At 67.5% G+C, this 24,149-nt stretch carries 21 protein-coding genes and 4 pseudogenes; 10 read left to right on the forward strand and 15 right to left on the reverse strand.

The window, feature by feature from the left end; genetic code table 11:
* Nucleotides 1–161: 161 nt before the first annotated feature.
* From AB0I81_RS00405 to AB0I81_RS00430, 6 genes and pseudogenes are all read right to left on the reverse strand, one after another.
* Nucleotides 162–1,202, reverse strand: coding sequence for a LacI family DNA-binding transcriptional regulator (locus tag AB0I81_RS00405; RefSeq protein WP_360647425.1), 1,041 nt, complete (start codon nt 1,200–1,202; stop codon nt 162–164).
* 95 nt (nt 1,203–1,297) lie between these two features.
* Entirely contained in the window at nt 1,298–2,302 is a 1,005-nt protein-coding gene (locus AB0I81_RS00410) for a LacI family DNA-binding transcriptional regulator (protein ID WP_360647428.1), read from the reverse strand.
* A gap of 19 nt (nt 2,303–2,321) precedes the next feature.
* The gene (locus tag AB0I81_RS00415; RefSeq protein WP_360647431.1) at nt 2,322–3,236 is read right to left on the reverse strand and encodes a carbohydrate ABC transporter permease; all 915 of its coding nucleotides are present in this window, start codon (nt 3,234–3,236) and stop codon (nt 2,322–2,324) included.
* A complete protein-coding gene (locus AB0I81_RS00420) occupies nt 3,233–4,204 on the reverse strand; it encodes an ABC transporter permease subunit (RefSeq protein WP_360650133.1) in 972 nt (323 codons plus the stop codon). Before AB0I81_RS00420 ends, AB0I81_RS00415 begins: the two co-directional genes overlap by 4 nt.
* Nucleotides 4,201–5,052, reverse strand: a complete 852-nt coding sequence (locus AB0I81_RS00425; RefSeq protein WP_360650226.1) for a hypothetical protein — start codon at nt 5,050–5,052, stop codon at nt 4,201–4,203. Before AB0I81_RS00425 ends, AB0I81_RS00420 begins: the two co-directional genes overlap by 4 nt.
* Nucleotides 5,053–5,110: 58 nt before the next feature.
* Nucleotides 5,111–5,887: pseudogene (locus tag AB0I81_RS00430) on the reverse strand (extracellular solute-binding protein); the annotation flags it as partial.
* A gap of 479 nt (nt 5,888–6,366) precedes the next feature.
* Here AB0I81_RS00430 and AB0I81_RS00435 point away from each other — a divergent pair.
* The 4 genes and pseudogenes from AB0I81_RS00435 to AB0I81_RS00450 form a co-directional block, all read left to right on the forward strand.
* Nucleotides 6,367–7,866, forward strand: a complete 1,500-nt coding sequence (locus tag AB0I81_RS00435; protein WP_360647435.1) for a glycoside hydrolase family 43 protein — start codon at nt 6,367–6,369, stop codon at nt 7,864–7,866.
* 140 nt (nt 7,867–8,006) lie between these two features.
* Nucleotides 8,007–9,764, forward strand: coding sequence for a cellulose binding domain-containing protein (locus AB0I81_RS00440; protein ID WP_360647438.1), 1,758 nt, complete (start codon nt 8,007–8,009; stop codon nt 9,762–9,764).
* 589 nt (nt 9,765–10,353) lie between these two features.
* Nucleotides 10,354–11,196: an alpha/beta hydrolase gene (locus AB0I81_RS00445; RefSeq protein ID WP_360647440.1), complete on the forward strand. Its 843-nt coding sequence runs from the start codon at nt 10,354–10,356 to the stop codon at nt 11,194–11,196.
* Nucleotides 11,197–11,386: 190 nt separating this feature from the next.
* Nucleotides 11,387–11,662, forward strand: a pseudogene (locus AB0I81_RS00450) (HEAT repeat domain-containing protein); the annotation flags it as partial.
* A 174-nt stretch (nt 11,663–11,836) separates the two neighbouring features.
* On the opposite strand, the gene AB0I81_RS00455 reads toward AB0I81_RS00450, so the two are convergent.
* On the reverse strand, nt 11,837–11,962 hold the full coding sequence (locus AB0I81_RS00455) for a hypothetical protein (protein WP_360650229.1): 126 nt from the start codon (nt 11,960–11,962) through the stop codon (nt 11,837–11,839).
* Nucleotides 11,963–12,009: 47 nt separating this feature from the next.
* Here AB0I81_RS00455 and AB0I81_RS00460 point away from each other — a divergent pair.
* Together AB0I81_RS00460 and AB0I81_RS00465 are read left to right on the forward strand one after the other, a co-directional pair.
* Nucleotides 12,010–12,312, forward strand: a pseudogene (locus AB0I81_RS00460) (LuxR C-terminal-related transcriptional regulator); the annotation flags it as partial.
* A 76-nt stretch (nt 12,313–12,388) separates the two neighbouring features.
* Nucleotides 12,389–13,144, forward strand: a complete 756-nt coding sequence (locus AB0I81_RS00465) for a hypothetical protein (protein WP_360647444.1) — start codon at nt 12,389–12,391, stop codon at nt 13,142–13,144.
* 245 nt (nt 13,145–13,389) lie between these two features.
* Here AB0I81_RS00465 and AB0I81_RS00470 read toward each other — a convergent pair whose 3' ends face one another.
* From AB0I81_RS00470 to AB0I81_RS00490, 5 genes and pseudogenes are all read right to left on the reverse strand, one after another.
* The gene (locus AB0I81_RS00470) at nt 13,390–13,794 is read right to left on the reverse strand and encodes a type II toxin-antitoxin system PemK/MazF family toxin (protein WP_360647446.1); all 405 of its coding nucleotides are present in this window, start codon (nt 13,792–13,794) and stop codon (nt 13,390–13,392) included.
* A 92-nt stretch (nt 13,795–13,886) separates the two neighbouring features.
* The gene (locus tag AB0I81_RS00475; protein WP_360647449.1) at nt 13,887–14,462 is read right to left on the reverse strand and encodes an SDR family oxidoreductase; all 576 of its coding nucleotides are present in this window, start codon (nt 14,460–14,462) and stop codon (nt 13,887–13,889) included.
* A 302-nt stretch (nt 14,463–14,764) separates the two neighbouring features.
* Nucleotides 14,765–15,508 (reverse strand): SDR family oxidoreductase, encoded by a 744-nt coding sequence (locus AB0I81_RS00480; protein WP_360647452.1) that lies wholly within the window; start codon nt 15,506–15,508, stop codon nt 14,765–14,767.
* 317 nt (nt 15,509–15,825) lie between these two features.
* Nucleotides 15,826–16,411: pseudogene (locus AB0I81_RS00485) on the reverse strand (ABC transporter ATP-binding protein); the annotation flags it as partial.
* A 196-nt stretch (nt 16,412–16,607) separates the two neighbouring features.
* Complete coding sequence (locus AB0I81_RS00490) at nt 16,608–17,111, reverse strand: MarR family transcriptional regulator (protein WP_360647455.1); 504 nt, start codon at nt 17,109–17,111, stop codon at nt 16,608–16,610.
* Between the two features lie 88 nt (nt 17,112–17,199).
* Between AB0I81_RS00490 and AB0I81_RS00495 the strand changes: the two genes are divergently transcribed.
* Nucleotides 17,200–18,015, forward strand: a complete 816-nt coding sequence (locus AB0I81_RS00495; protein ID WP_360647458.1) for a class I SAM-dependent methyltransferase — start codon at nt 17,200–17,202, stop codon at nt 18,013–18,015.
* 535 nt (nt 18,016–18,550) lie between these two features.
* The gene (locus AB0I81_RS00500) at nt 18,551–20,173 is read left to right on the forward strand and encodes a substrate-binding domain-containing protein (RefSeq protein ID WP_360647461.1); all 1,623 of its coding nucleotides are present in this window, start codon (nt 18,551–18,553) and stop codon (nt 20,171–20,173) included.
* Nucleotides 20,174–20,515: 342 nt separating this feature from the next.
* Here the strand turns inward: AB0I81_RS00500 and AB0I81_RS00505 are convergent, their stop codons facing one another.
* Nucleotides 20,516–20,680: a hypothetical protein gene (locus AB0I81_RS00505; protein ID WP_360647464.1), complete on the reverse strand. Its 165-nt coding sequence runs from the start codon at nt 20,678–20,680 to the stop codon at nt 20,516–20,518.
* A 1,310-nt stretch (nt 20,681–21,990) separates the two neighbouring features.
* Here AB0I81_RS00505 and AB0I81_RS00510 point away from each other — a divergent pair.
* Complete coding sequence (locus tag AB0I81_RS00510) at nt 21,991–22,833, forward strand: MBL fold metallo-hydrolase (RefSeq protein WP_360647467.1); 843 nt, start codon at nt 21,991–21,993, stop codon at nt 22,831–22,833.
* Between the two features lie 229 nt (nt 22,834–23,062).
* Here AB0I81_RS00510 and AB0I81_RS00515 read toward each other — a convergent pair whose 3' ends face one another.
* Nucleotides 23,063–23,209 (reverse strand): hypothetical protein, encoded by a 147-nt coding sequence (locus tag AB0I81_RS00515; RefSeq protein ID WP_360647470.1) that lies wholly within the window; start codon nt 23,207–23,209, stop codon nt 23,063–23,065.
* Nucleotides 23,210–23,427: 218 nt separating this feature from the next.
* Here AB0I81_RS00515 and AB0I81_RS00520 point away from each other — a divergent pair, with 218 nt between their 5' ends.
* Complete coding sequence (locus tag AB0I81_RS00520) at nt 23,428–23,550, forward strand: hypothetical protein (protein ID WP_360647473.1); 123 nt, start codon at nt 23,428–23,430, stop codon at nt 23,548–23,550.
* Nucleotides 23,551–23,570: 20 nt separating this feature from the next.
* Here AB0I81_RS00520 and AB0I81_RS00525 read toward each other — a convergent pair whose 3' ends face one another.
* Entirely contained in the window at nt 23,571–24,116 is a 546-nt protein-coding gene (locus tag AB0I81_RS00525) for a TetR/AcrR family transcriptional regulator (RefSeq protein WP_360647476.1), read from the reverse strand.
* Nucleotides 24,117–24,149: the final 33 nt, after the last annotated feature.

Here is a 24,149-nt window from a genome sequence, read left to right on the forward strand (position 1 = left end):
CAGCCGAGCACCACGCTCGCGCGCACCATGATCCCCTGGATGAAGATCTTCATCGACAACGACACTCGCTACAGCCAGTTCCTGTGTCCGTCGACAATCGGAGCGGCATCTCGCAGTACCGCAATGGCTGCCCGTTGATCTGACCGTCACAGTGCCGCGCCTCACCCTCTGGGAGGCGCGGTGCTGTCCCGAATGGTGAGCGTCGTGGCGATCTCCAGACCGACCTGAGCCGGCTGCTCGCCCCTCCCCAGTGCCAGCGCCAACTCCGTGGCGGCCACGGCCATCTCCGTCAGCGGCTGGTGGACGGTGGTCATGGGCGGGTCGACCCATGCCACGACTGGCAGGTCGTCGAAGCCCACCACGCTCAGGTCGCCCGGGATGCGCAGGCCGAGCTCGCGGGCCGCCTTGTAGACCCCCAGCGCCTGCAGGTCGTTGGCGGCGAAGATGGCGGTGGGGCGGTCGGGGCGGGCCAGCAGTTCCAGGGCCGCGATGCAGCCGTCCTCGCGAGTGAGCGGGGCGTGGACGATCAGTTCGTGGTTCACGGACAGGCCCGCCGCTTCCAGCGCCGAGCCGTAGCCCGCCTGCCGGGCCCGGAAGCACGACACGTCTTTCGGGCCGCCGATCATGGCGATGCGCCGGTGTCCCAGCTCGATGAGGTGGTGTGTGGCGGAGCGGCCTCCGCGCCAGTTGGTGGCACCGACGAAGGGCACGTCGTCGGGCAACTCGGCGGTCGGGTCGAAGACGACGAACGGAATGCCTTTGGCTCTGAGCTGGTCACGCTCGGCCTCCGAGAGCTGGGCCACCGACAGCACGCAGTTGGGGCGCCGCTCCGTCACGTCGCCCACGGTGCGGCCGGGAGCGTCGTGGAGACCGAACTCCGAGACCATGACCCCGACGCGGTTCTTGCGAGCCACCCGCTCGACGCCCCGGATGATCTCCACCGCCCACATGCTCTCCAGCTCGCGGAACACGAGCTCCACGGTGTTGTTACGGCTACCGGGGGGCTTGCGGTAGCCGTACCTGTTGATCAGTTCCTCGATGCGGGCTCTGGTGTCGTCGGACACTCCCGACCTGCCGTTGAGCACCTTGGACACGGTGGGAATGGACACGCCCGCCGACTCCGCGATGTACGCGATGGTGACCGGCCCCTGTACGTCGTCCTGGCTGTTGTCCGCCGGCACCGCCGATAGGTTGTCCGCCACGGCCGCCTTCCCCTGTCACCATCTCGTTGCCGCCCAAGGTACAGAAGGCCATCCGGCCCATTTCATACTGGCAGATTCGCCGGCCAGCCCGTGAATCATGATCGTCGCGGTGCCCTGCCGCCCGAGGAGTTCCGGACGACGAGTCTCGGCGGGATCAGTGTGGCTCCGGTAGTCGGGTGACCGGACAGTTGCGCCATGGCCAGCCGGATGGCGCCGCGACCCATCTCGTCGGCTGGGATCGGCACGCTGCTGAGGGGCGGCGAGCAGCCCAGCGCCACCTGATCGGGACAGATGGCGACGACCGAGACGTCCCGTTCGCAGTGCCGGAGCAGGTTCGTCAGCGGACCGGCGGCCTCCTCGTTCTGGACGGCGAACCCGCTGGTCCTGGGCCGTTCGTCGAGGATACGGGCGAGCGTTGCCACGACCGAGTCGAAGGTTCCGTCGCACGGCCGATGCGTGGCGCGCAGGCCGCGCTCGCGCGCGCGGCTCAGGAAGCCGCTGAGCGTGCGGGCGGCGAATCCGATGTACCGGCGGTAGACGCTGTGGCTGACGCCGATCAGCGCCACGTCGTCGTGGCCGAGGTCGGCCAGGTGGTCCGCGCAGAGCGCGCCGGCCGCCTCGAAGTCCAGGTCGATGCAGGCCAGCTCGCCGGGCTCGGCGGGGAGCCCGACGGCCACGGCGGGCATGGCCAGCTCACGCAGTATCGGGATGCGCTCGTCGTGGAGTTCGACGTCCATGAGCACCGCGGCGTCGGCAAGGCCGCTGGCCGCGACCCGCCGCACGCCGTCCGTTCCCTCGTCCCCGGTCAGCAGCAGGATGTCCTCGCCGTACGTGCGCGCGGCAGTGGTCATGGCCATCAGGATTTCCATGATCACCGGCACGTACATGCCGGGGCGCAGGGGCACCATGACGGCGATGACGTTCGAGCGGTTCGACGCCAGGGACCTCGCGCCGGCATGCGGGTGGTAACCGAGGTCGGCGACGGCCCGCATGACGCGTTCCCTGGTCGGCCCGGAGATCCGGCGTTTGCCGCTGAGCGCGTACGAGACGGTGCTGGTGGACACGCCGGCGCGGGCGGCCACGTCCGCGATCGTCACCACCGGGCCGCAGGCGCCTCCCTTAGCCCTTGATGGCACCCGTGAGCGCTCCCTTGGCGAAGTGCTTCTGCATGAAGGGGTAGACGATCATGATGGGGATCAGGGTGAGGACGACCACCGCCATCTGCAGGGCCAGCGGCGCCGGCTGCGCGTGACCGGCCACGTCGTGCGCGGCGGGGGCGCCGGGCATGAAGGCGCCCTGGTTGACGTATTCGTACAGCACGTACTGGATGGGCCATTTGCTCTCGTTGGCGGGCATGTAGAGCATCACGTTGAACCAGCTGTTCCAGTAGCCGACGCCGTAGAACAGGGTCATGACGGCGGTGACCGCCTTGGACGTGGGCAGGACGACCGACCAGAGGATGCGCCAGTCGCCCGCGCCGTCGATCCTGGCGGCGTCGATCAGGTCGCGGGCCGTGCTCATGTAGAACGCCCTGATGATCAGGATGTTGAACACCGACACGGCACTGGGCAGGATCAGCGCCCAGTACTGCTCATAGCCGTTGAAGAGGTTGGCGACCACGATGAACGTGGGGATCAGGCCGCCGCCGAAGAACATGGTGACGATGAAGGTCAGCAGGATCGTGCGGTGGCCGAGCGAGTTCTGCCGCGACAGGCCGTACGCGCAGAGCACGGACACGACCATGGAAACGGCCGTGCCGGCGAGTGTGACCCCGAGGGCGATGATCATGGCTCTGGTCACCACGCCGCCGCTCAGCATCTCGCTGTAGGCCTGGAGGGTCAGCCCGTGGGCAGGAAAGATGACGATGCCGCCGGCCTCGTTGATGGAGGCCTGGGTGGAGAAGCTGGTGATGATCACGCAATAGAGGGGAATCAGGATCAGCAGCAGCACGACGGCCAGGCTGCCGCCCTTGCCGAGTTGCCCGAGGAAGGTGGGTTTCTCCTCCCACACCGGGCGGGCGGATGTGGTGGTCACTTGCTCCTCCTGTACAGGCCGTCCTCGCCGAGCGCGTGTGCCACCTTGTTGGCGGCGAGGATGAGGATCAGTGACACGACGCCCTTGAAGAGCCCGGCCGCCGCGCCGACTCCGTAGTTGTTGCCCACGACGCCGTAGTAGTACGAGTACGTGTCCAGCACCTCGGACACGCCGGCGCCGACGGCGTTGCGCTGGATGAGGAACTGCTCGAATCCGACGCTGAGCGCGTTGCCGAGGCGCAGCACCAGCATCAGCACGATGACGCCGCGCATGCCGGGCAGCGTGATGTGCCACATGCGGCGCCAGCGGCCGGCGCCGTCGGCCGCGGCGGCCTCGTACAGGCTGGGGTTGATCCCGGCGATGGCGGCCAGGAAGACGATGATCCCCCAGCCGGCCTCCTTCCATACCGCCTGCGCGGTGACCAGGTACTTGAAGGTGTCCGGGTTCGTCATGACGTCCCAGGTGCCCAGGTCGTTGATGCGCAGGAAGTGGTTGAGCACGCCGGCGCCGCCGAGCATCTCCTGGAACAGGGTGATGACGAGCACCCAGGAGAAGAAGTGCGGCAGGTAGACGACCGCCTGGAAGAACGAGCGGACCTTGGAGCTGAGCACCGAGTTCAGCATGATCGCCAGGGCGATCGGGACCGGGAAGTAGAGCGCGAGCTGGACGAAGCTCAGGAGCAGGGTGTTCTCGAGAGCGTGCCAGAAGTTCGCGTCCCTGAAGAGCTGCCGGAAGTTGTCCAGGCCGGCCCAGGGGCTGGCGAAGAAGCCGGAGATGTAGTCGTAGTACTGGAACGCCGTGACCGTGCCGAACATCGGCAGGTAGTTGAAGGCGATGATCAGAGCCAGGGCGGGCAGTGTCATGATGATCAGCGACTTGTCGTGGCGCAGCCGGACGCGCCAGGTCATTCTTCGCCGTACGTCGTCGCCCGCCTCGGCCTTGACGTTCCTGGTGATCGTGGCTGTCACTGGCCGGTGCCGTACTTGTCGAGGACGTTGGTCTGGTACCAGGCGACGAGCTGGTCGCCGCCGGCCGCCTTCCAGGTCTTGACGGTCTCCTTGAAGTCGGCGACCGTCTTGGTCCCGCAGGTCACCTGGGTGATGATGTCGTTGACCTGCTGTGCGGTGGAGACGCTCGCGAAGCGGCTCGGCACCGTCACGTTCATGTTCCAGAACACCGGCTTGGCGGCGTACTTGGCCGCGTCCGCCGACCAGGCGCAGTACGCCTCGGTGATGGCGTTGTGGCCGGGGTTGCTCACGATGCTCTCGGGGGCACACAGGAACTGGTAGGTGACCTGGCTGGCTTCCTTGCGGCCCTTCTCGGTGTATTCGGGGCCGTTGTCTCCCCTCTTCCAGTGCTCTCCTTCGACCCCGTAGTTGAGCAGCGTGTACTCGTAGGTGCCGAACGGGGCGGCCAGGAAGTCCGCGAGGCGCAGGCACTCCTCGATCTGCTTCTGGGAGAGGCTCTTGTTCAGGTAGCTGATCTGGCTGGTGGCCGGGCCGAGCCAGATGACGGGCGTGGAGCCGTCGGCGGAGAAGAGCTTGAACGCGCCGCGGACATAGGCGGCGTCGGCGGCCGTGCCCGCCTGGGCGTCCATGACGTTCCAGCCGCCGGTGCCACCGGGCTGGACCAGCTCCTTGCCGCTGTAGAAACGCTGCGTCGCGCTGCTGGTGTCGTTGGCCAGCGCGTCGGGATGCATGTATCCGGACTTGGCGAGCTTGTACGCGAACTCGAGCGCCGCCTGCGTCTGGGGCGAGTCGTAGCCACTGCGGAGCTTGCCGCCTTCGACATAGAAGCCGGACGGTACCTTGAACATCTGCTGGATCATCAGCCAGAGGTTGTCGAAGGCCCCACACGTTGGACTTCTCCGCGGTCAGCTCGGCACCCAGGCTGTACAGGTCGTCGGCCGACTTGACCTCGTCGGCGTTGATGCCCCGCCTGTCGAAGACGTCCTTGCGGTAGTAGAGGACGCCGGCGAACGCCTGTTGAGTCGCGAACGAAGGTATGCCGTAGAGCTTGCCTTCCCACGCGCCGGCCTCCCAGCCGCCGGCGGGGATGGCGGCGAGGTTGGGATATTTCCGGATGTTGGCGCCCGACAGGTACGGCGTCAGGTCGGCGAACCTCTTGGCGGCCAGTTCACCGGTGTTGAAGGTGGCGTTCCACCAGGTGGGGAGCTGGATCCAGTCCGGCAGCCGGTCGCCTGCGACCAGGGTCGGGATGGTGGTGGCGTACGTGTTGCCGTTGGCCGGGCTCACGACGAGCTCCGCTCCGAGCGCCTTGTTGACCGCCTGGTAATAGTCGTTGCCGGAGCGGGGGATCGAGCCCCAAAGCGGCGTGATCGCCTTGTAGGTCCCGCCGGCCCCGGGGGTCTGCCGTACGGTCTTGACCAGCTCGGCCGGGTAGCTCAGGTAGCCGGGGGTGGTTCTGGCACCGGCGGCGCCCCGGACGCCCGGGAGATCCGGCTTCACTCCACCGGTCGAGGGCACGTACTCGGGCAGCGCCGCCGCCAGGCCCTTCTTGTCGCTGACACCCCCGGCGGTGCCGGAGCCGCCGCACGCCGCGAGCAGGGGCGTGGCCAACGCCGCGGCGCCCAGCGTAGCCGAGTCGCGCAAGAATCCTCTGCGGCTGAGCCCCGTGGAGTCATTCCCCATCGGATGAGCCTTTCTTGTCGAAACTTTCGCACAGTGGCAGCCGATCGCGAAGGGCCGTGTCGGCACGACGAACCGCCTCAGATGGGCCGCGGCCTGGCAGGAGGGGCGGCGTGGCTGTCGAAGCGCTTGAATGTTGCCGAGAGGTTAAGCACGCCGCCCGGCACGACGCAATACTCTGCGCGAGAAACATAAACGAGAAAGCAAGGAAACTTTCTCTTGACAGGGCAACCATTGCGTGCGAGCTTCGAAACGCTTCGCCGACTCGCCCTCCGCGGGCCGCGTCGTGCAGGCTCTCAGGCGAGCGGCCGCCGGCCTCCCTTGAGGTGCCGTCCACGGGCCACCGTCATGCCCGGACCAGCATCACCGCCGGGCTGCCCGAACACCTGTCCGGCGTCCACGAGCCGCACGTGATCATGACCGGCGAGCGGCGGCCGCGGACGCCGTCCCGCACCGCCCGAACCCCAACCGAAAGGATGCGGATGAGTGCTGTCCACGCGGCGGCCATGACGAACCCGGTGATCCCGGGCTTCCACCCCGATCCGACGATCTGCCGCGCAGGAGAGGATTACTACCTGGCGTGCTCCAGCTTCGCGTACTTCCCGGGCGTCCCGATCTTCCACAGCCGCGACCTGGTGAACTGGACCCAGATCGGCAACGCGCTGGAGCGGCCGAGCCAGTTGCGCCTGCCGCTCACCGGCTCGTTCTCCGGCGGCGTCTACGCCCCCACCCTGCGCCACCACGACGGGCGGTTCTGGCTGATCACCACGAACGTCGACGACGGCGGAACCCTGCTCTTCACCGCGAAGGACCCTGCCGGCCCCTGGTCGGACCCCATCCGGGTCCCGGGGGTGACCGGCATCGATCCTGACCTGGCCTGGGACGACGACGGCACCTGCTGGTGCACCTACGCCGGGATCCGGCAGGTACGCCTCGATCCGGAGACCGGCCACACCTTCGGCGAGCCGCGACGGCTCTGGTCGGGCACCCCCGGAGCACTCGCCCCGGAAGGACCGCGTCTGTACCGGATCGGCGGCTTCTGGTACCTGCTCATCGCGGAGGGCGGGACCGAACGAGGCCACAGCGTCTCCGTCGCCCGCGGCCCGAGCCCGCGGGGCCCGTTCGAGCCGTGTCCCGCCAACCCGATCCTCACGCACCGCGGCACCGACCGGCCCATCCAGAACACCGGCCACGGCGACCTCGTGGAGGGCCCCGACGGATCCTGGTGGATGGTGCTGCTGGGTGTCCGGCCACGCGGTGGAACGCCCGGCTGGCACGTACTCGGCAGGGAGACGTTCCTGGCGCCGGTGCGCTGGGAGGACGGCTGGCCCGTCATCGGCGAGGTGACGCCCGCCCTCGACGTCCCCTGGCCGCCGCACCCGGTGCCCGCGCCGCCCGTACGAGATGACTTCGACCAGGAGGAGTTGCACCCGCGCTGGCTGTCACTGCGCAACCGCCACCCGGAAGAGTGCACCACCGCGGAGCGGCCCGGCTGGCTCACCCTGCACGCCCGCGGCGGCTCGCTAGAGGAGCCCGACGTCACCTTCATGGGACGGCGCCAGCAGCACCTCTCGTGCCGGACCCGCACGCTGGTCGACCCCGCCGATGGGATCGGCGGGCTCTGCGTACTCCAGGACGAACGCCACCACTACGAGATCGAGGCCACCGGAACGGAGGTCCGCGTCACGGCCAGGGTCGGATCGCTGCACACGACGCCGGCCACGCGCGTGGTCGCCCCCGGCCCGGTGATCCTGCGCATCGACGCCCTGGCGAACAAGGGCGGCGGCGACGCGCGGGCCGAGCCGGACATCCTGGAGCTCGGCGTGGAGGACGAGGACGGCGCCTTCACGGTCCTCGCCATGCTCGACGGCCGATACCTGTCCACCGAGGTGGCGGGGGGCTTCACCGGCAGAGTGATCGGCATGTACGCGACCGCCGGCACCGTGCGCTTCGACTGGCTCGACTACGAGCCCGCCGACTGACGGACCAGGACGACCATCCTGAAACTTTCACGCCCGAGGCCAGGTCGGTTCCGTGTCCGGTGCCCGCTCGTTGACGGGCTCGATCCTCCTCATTACGCTCCGCTCGAAACTATCGGGACACAATTCGAGAAAGTTTCTCCATGCGCAGGCTCTTACTCAAGCGTGTCATCGGGATGATCTCCGTCCTGGTCCTCACCGCCGGCCTGACGGGCACGGCGCCGGCCTCCGCCGCCGCGACGGCCACCGTCTCGATCGACGCCGCTCAGCGGCTGGCCACCATCCACGACCTCGGCGTCGGCATGAACGTCGCGGTATGGGACGGCCGCATGAACGATCCAGTGACATCCACGCTGCTGAAGGACGCCGGCGTGACGGCCGTCCGCTACCCGGGCGGCAGCTACGCCGACGGCTACCACTGGCAGACGCACACCACGGAAGGCGGCTGGTACATGGCCGCCAACACCGAGTTCGACAAGTACGTCGCCACCACCCGAGCGGCAGGCGCCCAGCCGATCGTCACCGCCAACTACGGCTCGGGCACACCGCAGGAGGCCGCCGGCTGGGTCCGGTACGCCAACGTCACCAAGGGATACGGCATCAAGTACTGGGAAGTCGGCAACGAGGTGTACGGCAACGGCCACTACGGCGCCGAATGGGAGCTCGACAAGCACGAGAGCAAGAGCCCCACCACCTACGCCACCAACCTCCTGCAGTACGTGACCGCGATGAAGGCGGTGGATCCCACCATCAAGATCGGCGCGGTGCTGACCACCCCCGGCAACTGGCCGGACGGCATCGTCGGGCCCGGCGACACGCAGGACTGGAACAACACCGTCATGTCCATCGCCGGCTCGCGCATCGACTTCGTGATCGTGCACCACTACCCGTACAGCACCAACGAGGGCGAACTGCTCACCAAGCCGCAGGCCGAGATCGCCACCATGACGCGGGCGCTGCGCGACCTCATCAACCGCTACGCCGGCGCCAACGCCCCCAACGTCGGCATCGCCGTCACCGAGGAGAGCTCCAACTACGCGCTGAACACCTCGCCCTCCGGGCTGTACGCCCCGGACGCCTACCTGACCTGGATGGAGAACGGCGCGTTCAACATCGACTGGTGGAACCTGCGCAACGGCACCGACTGCCAGAACGTCAGAACCATCCAGGGCGCGACCGACTACAACGACGGTGGCATCGTCTCCAGCGGCGAGACCTGCGAACCGCCGGCCAACACACCGTTCCCGCCGTACTACGGCCTCCAGATGATCACCAAGCTCGGTGGCCCCGGCGACGCGCTGATCCGGGCGGCCTCGTCCGGCTCGCTGCTGTCCGCGCACGCGGTCAAGCGCGCCAACGGTGACGTGAACGTCATGCTGATCAACAAGGATCCGGACAACGAGGTCACGGTGGACCTCTCCTACAGCGGGTTCACGCCGTCGTCGGCGACGCCGACTGTGTACTCGTACCGCAAGAACGCCTCGTCGATCGGCTCGGCGGCCACCGGCAGCGCCACCACGCAGACCGTTCCGGCCTACTCCATCGTGGTCGTCCAACTCCGCCCGGGCAGCGGCGGCGGCACCGCCGCCTGCCGGGTCGACTACACCAAGAGCCAGTGGCAGGGAGGGATGACCGCGAACGTGACGATCAGGAACACCGGCACCAGCCCGGTCAACGGATGGCGGCTGTCCTTCGGCTTTCCTGGTGACACCAGGGTGACCAACGCCTGGAACGCGAGCGTGGCCCAGACGGGCGTGGAGGTGACCGCCACCAACGCGTCGTACAACGGCACCATCCCGCCGGGCGGTTCGCAATCCTTCGGCTTCCAGGGGACCTGGACCCGCGACAACGCGAACCCGACCGGCTTCGCTCTCAACGGATCCGCCTGCCGGACCGGCTGATCCGGCCGCTGTCCGGAGCGCCCGCGAGGCGACCGCACCAGACCGGTGACGGCCTCCTCCCCATCGCGGAGACCGCCGGGCCACCCGCGGCGACCTGACGGAACCCGTCTTCGACGAGATCGAGAACGGGTTGGGTCGCGGCGGGGCCCGGCAGCACCGCGTGGGAGTTGTTCTGCCGGGTTCGCCCGGAGCCCGATCTCCGGGACCGCAGGCAGAGATCAGGTGTGCTGTCCCACCGGCATAAGGATCTTCGCGTCCGGGCCCCGCTCCACCACCGGCTGATCGATCACGCTGAGGACTCCCGGTGATCGCGGAGGAACCGCAACGTGGACCGGTGCGGCCGGGTGCGGTCGTGACGCGCCCACCACCGCCATCACGATCGAAAGTCCGCTTCCCAGCCTTCCAGATCCGCGGAGAAGCCAGGCTATTGTCTGAGACCACGCAGGCGACCGCCGCGAACATCGCGAACGGCCCCCAGGGCACGGTCAAACCATGCCGCGCACGTCGATCATGGATGTTCCCCCTTCAGGTCGAGTACTTTGATCATCCCGTCCGGACCGGAAGCACACCCAATGAGAGGACAGAATTCGTGAGTGAGTGGCAGCTTGCCGAGACCTTCCGCAGCACGTCGGGAGAGGTCCGCTGGGGCAGTCTCGGGCGAACCGGCCAGGATCCGGTCGTGCTCCTGCACGGCACGCCCTTCTCCTCCTACGTCTGGCGCGCCGTCGCCCGCGCGCTCTCCCCCCACCACCAGGTGTTCGTCTGGGACATGCCCGGCTACGGAGCCTCGGAGATGTCCGCCGGGCAGGATGTCTCCCTGGCCGCCCAGGGCAAGGTCTTCACCGAGCTCCTGGCGCACTGGGGTCTCGTGGAACCGCTGGTGGTCGCCCACGACTTCGGCGGTGCCGTCTCCTTGCGCGCGCATCTGCTGCACGGCGCCCGCTACCGCGCGCTCGCCCTGGTCGACCCGGTCGCGCTGGCCCCGTGGGGTTCGCCGTTCTTCCGGCTCGTCGGCGAGCACTCCGACGTCTTCGACCAGTTGCCGCCCGCACTGCACCAAGCCCTGGTACGCGAGTACGTGAGCTCCGCCAGCAGCCCCGGCCTGCACCCTGCCGTCCTCGACCGGCTCGTCCAGCCCTGGCTCGGCAACCCCGGCCAGGCCGCCTTCTACCGGCAGATCGCCCAGGCCGACCAGCGCCACACCGATGAGGTACAGGTGCGCTACGGCGAGATCGCCATCCCGACGCTGGTGTGCTGGGGCCAGGACGACACCTGGATCCCAGCGGCGAAGGGAAACGAGCTCGCCGCCCTGATACCGGGCGCCCGGCTGGAGCCGATCGCCAACGCGGGCCACCTCGTCCAGGAGGACGCACCCGCCGAACTCACCGCCGCCCTCATGACCTTTCTGCGGCGGCAACGTTCGGCGGACTGACGGCGCGACATCGTGGAAGTCCTGCCGGAGCATCGTGTGCTGCAGTGCCTCGCCACTGCCCTGACCCGAACTTCGGCACTTCACGGCGCACCGCGAAAAGAGCTACACCATCGCCAATAACGGCGCACTACCGTGATGGCGCATTCTCCGGCCCTGACACTAGGAGGCCCGTGTGGTGGACCGAGGTGGAATGCTGGACGAGATCCGAGCCGCACTGTCCCATGCCTCGGTGCCCGAGATCCGCCGTCGCACCGCCCATCTGTGGCTCGAACTGGGAGACCGGCCCGACGAGCTGTTCGACATCCTCCTCCAGCTCTGGCACCGGTCTCCGGGCGACGGCGGGCGCGAGGTCCGAATGGGCATTGCCCTGTTGCTCGGGGCGGTAGGGACGAGGTCCGGTGCGGCACTCGATGTCCTGGCCACCGCCTGCGCCGACGACCCGGATTGGCGCGTACAGGAGGCACTGGCCAAGGGCCTCGACTGGCACTGCGCGCTACGCGGCTGGCAGGAATGCCTGCCTCTTCTCCAAGGCTGGCTCACCCACCGGCATCCCAACGTCCGGAAGGCGGCAGCAGATCCTGAGCGCACTGCGAGCGTGATCCGTCAGGGTCCAACTGCTTCCGCCCGGCGCATGTCGGTGTCAGCTGAGATCCGTACGCCAACAGAGCGAGCCGCGTTCCAGGTGACCGTGAGGGCTGTCGTAGCCGAACGGCCCGGTCGCGCTCCGCCGCCAGTGCTGGCCGGTCAGCCGGCGCCAGGTCCGCATCGGGAAATGATCATAGGCGGGGGTGCCGGCGCGCGCCCCCGTGGAACGCCCGAGGAGACGCGCTGCTCGCCCCGTCGATCACCCGCAAGCTCATCAACAGGTACGTCACCCAGCCGCGCAGCACCGGCGCAGGCGCGGGCCTGAAAGACCTGACCAACCGCGAACGCGAGGCCGTCACGCTGGTCGCGCGGGGCCTGTCCAACGACCAGATCGCCGACCGCATGGTGATCACCCCGCTGACCGCGAAGACCCACATCAACCGGGCCATGACCAAGCTGCACGCCCGCGACCGCGCCCAACTCGTCGTCCTCGCCTACGAATCCGGCCTGGTAACCCCGCGCAACTCCTGACATCTCCTTTGGGTGCGGCTCCACACCTAGATGAAATGTGCTGAATCTAGGCCGCTGCCCGATCTAGGGTGCGGGCATGTCGTACGTGTTGCGCGGTGTTGTCGGTGACTTCGACCATCTCCGGTTCCTGTCGGATGATGTGCCGCGGGCTGTGGTGGTGCCGCTTCGGCAACGCTTTGGGCTGCTGCCGATTACCGACGAGGTTTTCAACGAGCTGACCGACGTACGGCGGGGGGACGGGCCATTCAGGTTTATGTCCCCGGCGTTCGCCGAGAGGTTGGAGGACTGGTCACGTGGCGGCCGAGTCGCTTACGCGGAGGCGGACTTCTGGGGTGGTGACGGCAGCCAGACCGCTGCCCTGTGGGAGAACGGCCGTCAGACCTGGGGGCCCGAGCACGCCTGGATCCTTGCGACTGCGGGACCGTGCGGGGACTGGCCGATCAACGCCATGCTCGCGCGCCTCGGAGCGGTCGGAACGGATGCGCTGGACCTCTTCGACGCGGTCGGCTTCGGGCAGGAGCGCGACATGGAGGGGTGGCGCTGGGCGGGCGTGCGTGCCCTGGACGCCGCCGACTACGACGCCTGGGAGGCGGCGCGCCGTGCGAAGGAGGATGCCGATGCCCGCGCCGCCGCCGAACGCGACCGATACGTCAGGCGTGACGATGTCCCCGTCGTACTCGACGGCAGGGCGGTGATGGAGGTGCTCGGCATCCCGTCGTCCCCGCTGGTGGGGGCCGCGATCCGACATCTTCAGGAGGTTCACCTGGAACGCGGCTTCCTCACCCCCGACGAGGCCGCCACCGAGCTTCGCCGCTGGGCCCAGAGCCTGTGAAGTGCTCGACGAGGTCAGAGCAGCCGGGTGTTGATACCCACGGTGAACGCAGTGGCGCTGGCGTCCCCCATCGTGATCAAACAGTCACAACGACAAACGCCCAGCTCAACCAGTCACTACAGAAGAGCTGCACCCGCAGCGTCCCAGTCCTGCCCGATCAGCACATATGCCCGCCGGGGCGAGCATGCGCCGTGCCTCGCCGGCCCCGCGGGTGGGGTCGTCCAGGACGTGGTTGCCTTCTCCTCCTACCTGAGTCCACCGAGACGGACGGCGTCCCTGATCTCGCTGAGTTTCGCGGTCGTCGCCGGGGTCCACTCTTGCGCCTGCACCCCAAGACGGAGGGCATCCTCGATCTCGCTGAGTTTCGCGGAGGACAGGACACCCGCTTGCTCGATCAGGTCGTCCCGGGACACCGTGGTCAGCCACGTGCACGGAGTAATGCCCGGACGAGGGAACGCCATCCGCAGCACGCCTTCAAAGGGCAGTCCGTCCACGGCTCCTACCGCCACTTCGACGCCCAGACCACTGATGTCGACGCCCGCCGGCTCGACGACCTGCATCGCCCGGATCCCGGACGCGTCCTCTCCCGACAGCAGGACGACCGGCCGCCGCTCATCGAATGCGACCCACCAGACTTCTCCACGTTGCACATGTCCTCCTCACACAGGGCGGCAGCCAGGTCATGCCTCTTCGGTGGCACCGCCGCGGTGTCGGCGATGCGGGCGATCTGTTCGGCCGATTCCTACGCGTTCGGGGAGGACGTATTGGCAAGGGCAGCCATTCGGTCGTCGCCGGTCGCTTGTTGCTCGGCATCGTCCCCGAACTCGATGCCGCCGGCCAGCCAGCCGCCATCGATGGTGAACACGCTGCCCGTGATGTACGACGCGCTCTCACCGGCCAGGAACGCGACCAGGTTGGCGACCTCCTCGCTGCGCCCCGGCCGGCGCAGCGGAAATCGGCCGGCGACGTCGAGCTCTTCGCCCAGTCTCCGGGTGAGATCGTTGCTGGTGATGTATCCCGGGCAGATGGCGTTGACCCGGATACCGACCGGCCCCAGTTCCAGGGCGGCCGACTTGACCAATCCGAGCACACCGTGCTTCGAGGCCGCGTACGCCGCCGACATCCGAACACCGGTGAGCCCGGCAGCCGAGGAGGTGACCACGACCGAGCCACCACTCGCGTCGCGCATCGCCCGGCCCGCCGCCTGCAAACCGAGCAGCACACCACGCAGGTTCACCGCCATGGCGCGGTCCCACTCCTCCAGCGGGCAGTCCAGCACACCGGCCCAGTGCCCCGCCGCGGCGTCGGAGATCTCCAACACGGGCGGCAGAACTCCAAGATCACCAACCAGGTTGGTACTGACGACGCCGCACGTGACCTTGTCACGTGAAGAGCGGGAAGCCCTCCTTGCGCTTGCCTGAGGAGAAGCTGCGGTCGGAGAGCATGGCGCGGCCTTCCTCATGCCCGGACCCCCACCACGCCTCGCCGCCGTTGGCCAGGCGGATCTGGCTGAGTTGTGCCGGTCGTTCAAGGTCAGCACGCGTTCTGGATGTCGCGCCGACCGCCGGCCTCGCCTCGGGCCTATGCGGTGGCACCGGGCAATGGACACACCGGCGGTGGTCACCAGGCGACGGGGCCGAGGCGATCGATGAAGATGCCGGTCGGTCCGTCGGCGTCGCTCAGCGCGAGTTTGACGATCGGATCGGTGCCCTCGGTGACCGTCAGTTGGCCGGTGTGATTGTTCATGTCGGTGGCGGTGAATTTGTGGTTGGCGACTTCTCCGGGAGTGATGCAGTTGAACTTGACCTGCGGGATCGCCTGGGCATACCGGATGGTGATCATGTTCAGCGCCGCTTTGGACGAGGTGTAGGCGAGCTCGTGCATTTTCGAGACGGCCTGCTGTGGATCGGTCACGACCGCGAAGGAACCGCCGGCGCTCGACACCATCACCACCCGCGGATGGTCCGCCGCCTGCAGCAGGGGAAGGAACGCGTGTGTGACCCTGACCGGTCCGTACACGTTGGTGTCGTAGACGGAATGAATCTCCTCAACCGTCGTGTCAACGGGCGCGATGAGCTTTCCCGGCGCACCGGCGTTGTTGATCAGCACATCCAGCCGATCGGTGTGCTTGCGGACGAGCCGGACGGCGGCTGTCACCGACTCGTCCGAGGTCACGTCCAGCGGGACCATGACCACGTTCGCACCGCCATCGCTCAGCTTGCCGGCAGCCGCCCGTCCCCGCCCTTCGTCACGCGAGCCGAGAAAGATCGTCCAGCCCTGCTCGCCGAGCCGCCGGGCCGTTTCGAAACCGAGTCCTTTGTTGCCTCCGGTGATCAACACCGAGGTCTGTTCCGAGTTCATCATGCCCTCTAAGACGAGATGCCCCGGTCGGCTGTGACACGGTGTGAGCGGCCTCACGGCCGAGAGCGTCACGTTCCTATCCGGCGGTGCTGCCGGCCGCACCGATGAGGCTCAGGCGGCCAGGTGCCCGGAGTGCTCGCGTCCGCTACCAAGAGGGCGTCATGGCTGTGATGGTCGCGGTCATGTCCGCCCTGAGCCGGTCGCGCTGTGGCCGGTGTTTCGTGCTGAACTGCCGAAGTCGTGGTCGACCTGCACTGACGGTTGCCAGTGGTGGGAGTGGTCTCGGCGCAGGATCAGCTTGACCGGGGCCCAGGTGCCGGTCATCGGGCTGGCTCACTCTGGTAGTGCCAGAGGAACGGCTCCTCCAGCGTAAGGTGGCCGGCTGGTGAGCGAGCGGACACCCGAGGCAGTGAGCGCAGCGCCTTGTCCAGCCCGTCGGCCTCGACCTCGAAGGTGACACGGTTGCCGTTGACGCGCAGGCCGCTCAGGCCGTTGGGCGGGCCGGCCGGTTCAGCCGTGATCGAGGTGCGGGTCAGGTGGCGGAGCTGTGAGAGCGTGCCCGGCTTGACGGTACGGCCGTCGCGGATGGTCCTCACCCGGTCGCCCAGCTTCTCGACCTCGGCCAGGATGTGGCTGGACAGCAGCACCGGACGGCCCTGGGGCCACAGCCTCGGCGACGCACTCGGTGAAGACGGCCTCCATCAGCGGGTCCAGGCCGGAGGGGCTCGTCCAGGAGCAGCAGTTCCATGTCGGCGGCCAGGGCCGCCTTCTGCCGGTTGACCTTGGAGTAGGGCAGAGGGTGACATCGCCGGGCACGTTGGCCAGGCGGCGGTGCAACCATGCGGCATCCTGCCAGGAGTCGCCGTCGAGCAGGCGCACGTTTCCCACGTCCGCACGCAGTAAGCCGAACGTTTTCGTCTGGTCGGACACGGAATCACGATGTTCATGGGCAGCATGTAGCGAGCTGTGAATATCATCTGATGGCGATATCTGTGCGCCGCTACACATTCTTGACGGCGTTTGCGAATCTCCTACGGCCGCCGTTCCTTTCGGGATGTGCGAGTTCTTTCGCGATGCTCACGTTCTTTCCATGGTGCTCAAGTTAGGAAGACACCGGCCGTCCCCGGCCGGTCTCGCGTTCGGCCGCCTGGAGCCGCCGCCACTTCGCCATCGACTGCGCGATTTCCTCTCGCAGGAATGCGAAGAACCGGCCGGTCTCCTCCAGTCGCTGCCCGGCGAGGGAGTCGAGGCCCAGGACTTCGACGCCCTCGTCGGCACCGGCCTGCACCCGGACCAGCACCGGGTCGGACTGACTGACGAAGTGACTCCAGGTGTGCTCGTGTATCCGGCAGAAATCGTGCCGGGCGCCGGGCTCGCGGCCGCGTTCGACCAGTCGTACCTGCACGAGGTATTTGACCGCCCCCGAGATCGCCGACGCGCCGGTGCCCAGTTGCTCGGCGAGTTCGGCGGCCGTGAGCTTGCCGGAGTCCGTGACCAGCAGCGCGGCGTACACGCGCGCGGCCATCCGAGGCATGCCGGATTCGACCATGATCTGCGCGAACCGTTCCCGGAAAGCGGCGATGACACCCTCGTCCGTTCGCGTCACCCGAGCTCCCTTCATCGTTGTGGAGTCACCAGTTTAAGATTAACCACAAACTTCACGAAATTCGTGAAATATGAGTAGCATCTCAACTGTGGATGACACCGGACTCATCGGAGTGCAGAAGACTCTCAGCCCCGTCCTCAGAGCCAAGGCACTGGACAACCGCCTGCCCGATCCGATCCTCGGCGACGAACACGCCGAGCGGACGATGCGCGGCCTCGATCCCGACTACGACAAGCGCAGATTCGGCACCAGCCAGATGGGTCTCGCCGCCGTGGTGCGCGCCAAGGCCCACGACGACTGGGCCCGGAACTTCCTCGCCCACCACCCCGACGCGGTGGTACTGCACCTGGGCTGCGGCCTCGACGCCCGGGCGTACCGGATCGACCCGCCCGCCACTGCCGACTGGTACGACCTGGACTACCCGTCCGTCATCGAACTACGGCGACAGCTCCTGCCACCACGCGAGCACTACACCCTGGTCAGCTCCAGCGTCACCGACCTGACCTGGCTCGACCGCATCCCTCGCGGCCGGCCGGTGCTGATGGTCGCTGAGGGACTGGTGCCCTACCTGACCGAGCCGGACGCCCGGCGGCTGCTGACCGGTGTCGTCGACGCCTTCCCCAGCGGTCAGATCCAGCTCGACACGGTCGCGGTATGGGCGTGGCGAACCTCGAAATGGGATCCCACGCTGCGCAGGTACGGCACCCGGTTCCGCTGCGGCTTCAACGAGCCGGCCGCGCTGGCACATTGGCATCCGCGGCTCGAGTACGTCGATGAGGCGCCGATGAACGACTCACCGGTGCTCATGGCCAAGGCGCCCGCGAACGTGCGCCGCATATACCGCCTCATGAACCTGCTGCCAGGCATGAAACGGTCCACCCGCATCGTGCGCTTCCGGTTCTGACTCGCGGTCCGGGCAACTACGATCCGTTCGCCCGCACAGTCCGGGAAACCACGATCCGTTCGCCACAGACGCTTCCGCCGGATGCCCGGGAGGCGCCTCGCCGGTGGCGCGATCCTCACACCTCCATGTGGGAGCCCATGATGACCGTCCGGTCGCGGGGCAGGCCGAAGTGCGTCGGCGGCGATGAAGGAGGGGCGATGAACAGTCGCTTGCGCCACGGCGCCATCGTCGGTGCCTCCCCTCGCCGCAGTTCGACCTTCGACCGGAAAAGGAGGCCTGATCGAGCCGCAACCGCCCCTCGGTCGTGGCTGGGTCGAGCATCGACAACGCACCGGGCACGTCCGGGGGATCCATGTAGCCGAACCGGGCCGCGACGTGGATGATCCCGTCGTCGGCGTGGCCGATGATCTCGTCAGGCACGTCAAGCATGGTGGGGCGAGGGCTTGCCGATGGAGGACGTGACCGGGTGCTGAACTCCTCATGAACACTTCGCCTGTCTCGATGGACATATCAGGAGATAGTGAGAATTGGGGGCATGGCCGTCTTAGAGCGCCTGGCGGAGCTGGTCCAGTCTCTCGGAGGAGTCAACCAAGTCCTCTTCGCGATCGCCCTCCTGCTCGTCGCACCATTCGTCGATCGACTGGTGGTGCGGCGCAAGCGGATCAGCTTCCGCGTGCTGTACAACTCCAAGATCGGCCTGGGGCCCGAGAGCTACGAGCCCGCCGAGACCGACCCGCCGCAACTACGACGCCTGACCATGCTGCTGGAGCGGATGAGCATCGTGGTCATCCGGATCCGCAACAGCGGCAGCTACGACATCGACGCGGGCGACTTCGACCGCGCGCTGTCCTTCACCTTCGGCGACCGGGTGGTGTGGAACGCCCGCGTGTCGGAGGCCAGCACCGATGCGTTGCGCACCCAGCTGCGCAACGGGCTGCGCTTCTTCACCACCGGCAGGCAGCCCTCGCCCGACAGCCTGCAGACGGTACGCGGACGGCTCGGGGAGCGGATGGCGCGCTGGCTGCTCGGCGGCCAGACCCAGCATGACGCCGCCGAGCCGACCTGGCACGGCGTCCGGATGGGGGAGATGGCACTCAAGCGGGGCGAGCACGCCAAGCTCGTCGTGGTGTTGCGCGAGACGGGCCCGGCCGGAGGCGAGATCACCAAGGTCGTCGAGCACGCCGGCAAGCTCAAGGACACCGGCATGATCAAGGACGAGGGCCACGCGCGACGCATCACGCTGCCGCGGGTCAGCGGCGCGCTGGTCATCGTGCTCAGCGTCCTGCTGGCGCTCAGCCGGCTCGCCGAAGCCCCGGACCCTACGGTGGCCTGCGCGCCGGGGACACTGACCGTCGAGGGGTCGACCGTGTTCATGAAGGTCATCGAGTCGGCCCGCGCCGCATACACCAAGAACTGTAAGGATGCGGAGATTAAGACCAACGCGAACGGCTCGCTCGACGGCGTCGGCAAGGTCGCCCAATCCACGAACGGCAACCTTCTGGCGGTGTCGGACGGCCACAGGGGCGATAAATTCGACCGTCTGCACACGCAGAAGCTGGCGATCGTCGTCTTCCACGTGGTGGTCCACCGCAGCGTGGGCGTCTACTCGCTGAGCCTTGAGCAGCTGAGCAAGATCAACAGCGGCGAGTTCAACGACTGGCAGCAGATCCGTCGCGGCGCATCGCTGCCGATCAAGATCGTCAGCCGCGACGCCCAGTCCGGGACCCGGAAACTCTACGAAGAACTCGTGCTGGGCACCGGCGAGACCCAGTTGACCTCCACCGACTGCGCGGCCAAGGACCGCGTCCCCGCCGCGCGGGTCATCCGCTGCGAGGTCAGTGACAACGACGAGGCAATCCAGCAGATCAGCACCACTCCCGGGGCGATCGGCTACTCTGACGCCCAGTCACTGGCCAAGGCCCGCCGCGAGGGCCGTGTCACCGCGCTCACCCTGGACGGCCGCGCCTTCGACGCCGCCACCGCCGTCGAGTCCGGCTATCCCTTCTGGACCGTTGAGTATGTCTACGCCAGGGCCGAACCGGCGTCCGGCTCCCTGGCCGCGAACTTCCTGGCCTTCCTGCGAGAGCGCCACCTGCGGGAGTCCGGCTTCCTCCCGTGCGACACCGTCGAAACCCAGCCCCTGTGCGACCTGCGATGAGTCGTACAGTTCGCGTTCAAGCAGGCTGCCTCAAGGGCCCGGACCCCGCCCGCGCCGCACGGAGCGGCTGGAGGTGGTCGAGGAGTGCGGCGCGGTGAGGTTTTCGCGGTTCCTGGAGCGGGGCCACGGTGCGTCGGTGATCCGTCAGGCCGCCCAGATCAGGGGCCGGATCCCGGTCTCGCAGCGGCCGGGGCCCCTGCGACTGCCGTACTTGATCGTCTTACGCGTATTCGGCTGGATCGCGCTACTCCGCCGATCACAGGCGTCCAAAGACGTAGAGATTCTGGTACTACGGCATCAACTGGCTGTGCTCCGGCTGTGGATGCCAAGAACTCGGCCGCCCTAAGCGACCTGCGTGTACTCGTGGATCAGCCCGCCGAGGCGATCACGTCGGATGACCTCGATTTCGTCCTCGACCGGGTCGGGAAGGGCTCGTAGCGGAGCGGCCTGGCCCAGGGAACGATGTGGGCGATGCTCATTGAAATGGGTCTCGTAGATCGCCAGCACGCGTCGTAAGTGGCAGGCATTGATGATCAGGATCCGGTCGAGTGTAGAGCTCCTTGTCCAGGATGCGAATACCCTCGGGTTCGGGACGGAAGCCGATGCCGCCAACGTAGAACGCGTTGGGCACGCGCGGCGCCGTTGTCGTCGGTGACGACGGGCGGGGCCCCTTCCCGGTCGGCATCCCGCAAGGGCATCCCGGAGATCGGGCTCCCGTCGCCGGCGTCGGTCAATATCAGGCGAATGTTCCAGGGCATCGAATCTCAAGCCTCTCCGCTCGCCGACCATCCCTCCGGGGAAGCCGGTCACCGCCGCCGCTTCAGATCACACTCCCCATGCTCTTGCACCGCGAATGCATCAATCCCGGGCGAGCCAGGACCCGCGATGCCCATGGGTGGCCTGGTTACCTGGGACGTAAGCTGACGATCACCACGGTCCGAGGAAGCGGAATCTCCGGCATCACCGTGCAGTGGAGCGGCCGGCCTGCGCCGGCCCCAGGCACCCCGTCCTGACCCCGGCTTGGCTCGCCACCGGCAGGCACGCGCGCGCCGCGACCGTGCCGTCAGGGTGAAGCTTCATCAGCGGTTTTGCCGCCGACCGTCCAGGCAGTGCCGTGGTAGGCGTGCACGCCGGTGATCGCGGCCGGCAGCGAGGTGCACACGACGCGGCCCCTGCCGGTACGCTCGCGCTGCCGCAGCCGCCGTCGCCTCCTCCGACTGCCGCAAGGTGAACTCGACCTTCTCCCCGGTCTGCAGGCTGTAGGTACGCCATGCCTTCACGCCTTACGTACCTGACAAGATCATACGACTCTGACCTGCGAGAAGAGGTCGACAACCCAAGATAACCATCGGAGGTCATCGACGGCTTGCAGGGATGCCCTGCAGGATCGGGACGGTCCGTTTCACGGGGTTGTTCCTGGAGAATCCGGTGGTTATGTGCCGCGACCGGTCGTGGACTATGACTCGTCCGCCAAGGACTCTTCGGACAACTCGGACGCGCGGCCAGTATCAGAAACGGATTCAACGCCTCTGAGAAAGGATCACCCCGGACACGGAGGCAAGTTACCGACGTGCGGAAACGTCGCCAATATCACGGCGTCGGGGACTCGCTTGGGCCGATCCCGGACGTGATCGGTCGGGCGAGGGCAGAGCGGCTGTCACAGACCGGGCTGCTGTCCGGTCGTAGGGGATGACCGGACAGCGTACCCATGGCGCCCGTCCGTGTCTTCGGTCGACGCTCTTCACGAGGAGAACACCATGAACCTGGCACACTCCGACGCCCTGGGGCACGACGAAATGGTCCCGTCCCGCTATGCGTTGAACGTCGGCGACATCGACGTCACGGTGATCAGCGACGGGACACTGCAGATAGACGCCAAAACGTTGGCGACCAACGCCGCCAAGGACGACCTGTCGGCCTGGCTCAGCGACAATTTCCTGTCGGAGATGCTCGTCTATCCACTGAATGTGGCCGTCGTGCGCAGCGGCGGCCGGACCATCCTCGTCGATTCCGGGCTGGGGACGGAGTTCCCGGGGTTCCCACGGGCCGGGCAGCTGGCCATGCGGCTGGACGCGGCCGGAATCGATCCCGCATCCGTGACCGACGTGGTGCTCACCCACCTGCACATGGACCACATCGGCGGGCTGCTCGTCGAAGGGCTGAGGGGCCGGCTGCGCACGGACCTGCGGGTTCACCTGGCATCCGCCGAGGCCGAGTTCTGGGAAGCGCCCGACTTCTCCCGCACCGCCATGCCGGAACCGGTGCCGCAGGTGCTTCGTTCGGCCGCCTCAAAGTTCCTGGAGATGTATCGCGGTCAGTTGAAGCCGTTCGAGAACGAGCACGAGGTGGCGCCAGGAGTGACAATCACTCGTACCGGTGGCCACACTCCCGGTCACAGCATCGTCCGTCTGGAGTCCGGCGATGATCGGCTGACGTTCGCCGGCGATGCGGTGTTCCAGTGCGGGTTCGACAAACCCGGCTGGTACAACGGCTTCGAACATGACCCCGAGGAATCGGCCCGCGTCCGGATCCGGCTCCTGACGGAGATGGCGGCGAGCGGCGAGCAATTGCTGGCGGCTCACCTGCCGTTCCCGTCCGTCTGCCACGTGGCGGTCGCCGACAACGCGTTCCGTTTCGTGCCTACCGTCTGGGATTACTGACCGCCGCCGGTCGGAGCCGACGCGTGAACGTCCGGCCGCGATATGCGGCCCTGCTTCTCAGGTGAACAGGGTGGAGCGGTGCCCACTTCCCATCGCCGTGGGCACCGCTCCGGGACACACCGAACCGAAATCAGGGTTGCCCCGCCATCGTTGATTTCCGTTTGCACGCTCCACCCTCCGAGGGCGCTTCCCACAGCCGATCTCGCGCTCCTGGCCGCCGCCAGTGTCATCAGCCTGAAATTCGCCGCCAATACTTAGAGTGGGAATCGAGGATCTCCTCGGCGGTCCTGGTCCAGACGAACGGTTTCGGGTCGGCGTTCCAGCGGTCCATCCAGGCGCGGAAGTCGTGCTCCAGCGCTGGGACGCTCTTGTGCACTCCTCGATGGATGAGCTGCGGTAAGGCGAAATCCTCTTCCTGGGCATGATCGGCCCTGTCCCCCGGCGCTTCCCCACGCCGACCGCCGGATCGTCAGGTCCGAATCCGGGCAGCAACTTGAAGGTCTGGCCAGGCGGTGTTTCGGGATTCAGACTCGGGCCATGATGGGTCGTAGGAGGATTCCGGCCGGGCCTGAGGTGTGGGTTGGGTGCCGGGAGATGATCCCGGCTGGGAGCGTGCTCGCGTTCCTGGCCGAGCACCGGCGGGTGTTGTTCCCGTCGCAGGCGTTCGCGTACCTGTACGCACCGGCGAAACGGTCCCTGACCGCCTACGACCGTTAATCCTCGTTCACCTCAGCGATCTAGCTTCTGTCATGCATGGCGGCGAACCGCTCCGCCGTCGGCGCCCGTTCGGGATCGGTGAGCCACTGTGAGGCGAGCCCGACGAGCAGGGCGAGGTAGTGCGAGCCGACCGCATGCACCTCTTCCGGGTCGCTGCCCGGCCCGAGCCCCGCAAACGCTTGCGCCAGCGACGCCCGCGCGGACTCCTGCCCGCTCGCGATCATCGCTCGGATCTCACCGTCCTGCCGGGCGGACGCGACGGACTCGAAGTTGACGAACCACAGCGCCCGATTGGTCCGGATCGACTCGATGATCCGCCCCCACAGCGCCTGCTGATCCTCCGGCTCGCCGCGCTTTCCGAGCACCGCGAACAGCAGCTCCCCCCACTCGGTGTTCAGGTCGCGCAGCGTCTTGGTGAGGAGCTGCTCCTTCGACCCGAAGTGGTAGTTGATCGACGCCTGGTTGGCCCCCGACGCCGCGACCAGGTCCCGCACGGTGGTGTGCGCGTACCCCTTCGTCAGCAGGCAGTCGCGCGCTGCCGACAGCAATTTGTCCTTGGCACTCATCTGCCCTACCGTATCAAATAATCATTCGTATGA

Origin of the sequence: Nonomuraea sp. NPDC050404, from assembly GCF_040655495.1 — a bacterium.
Taxonomy (GTDB): Bacteria; Actinomycetota; Actinomycetes; order Streptosporangiales; family Streptosporangiaceae; genus Nonomuraea.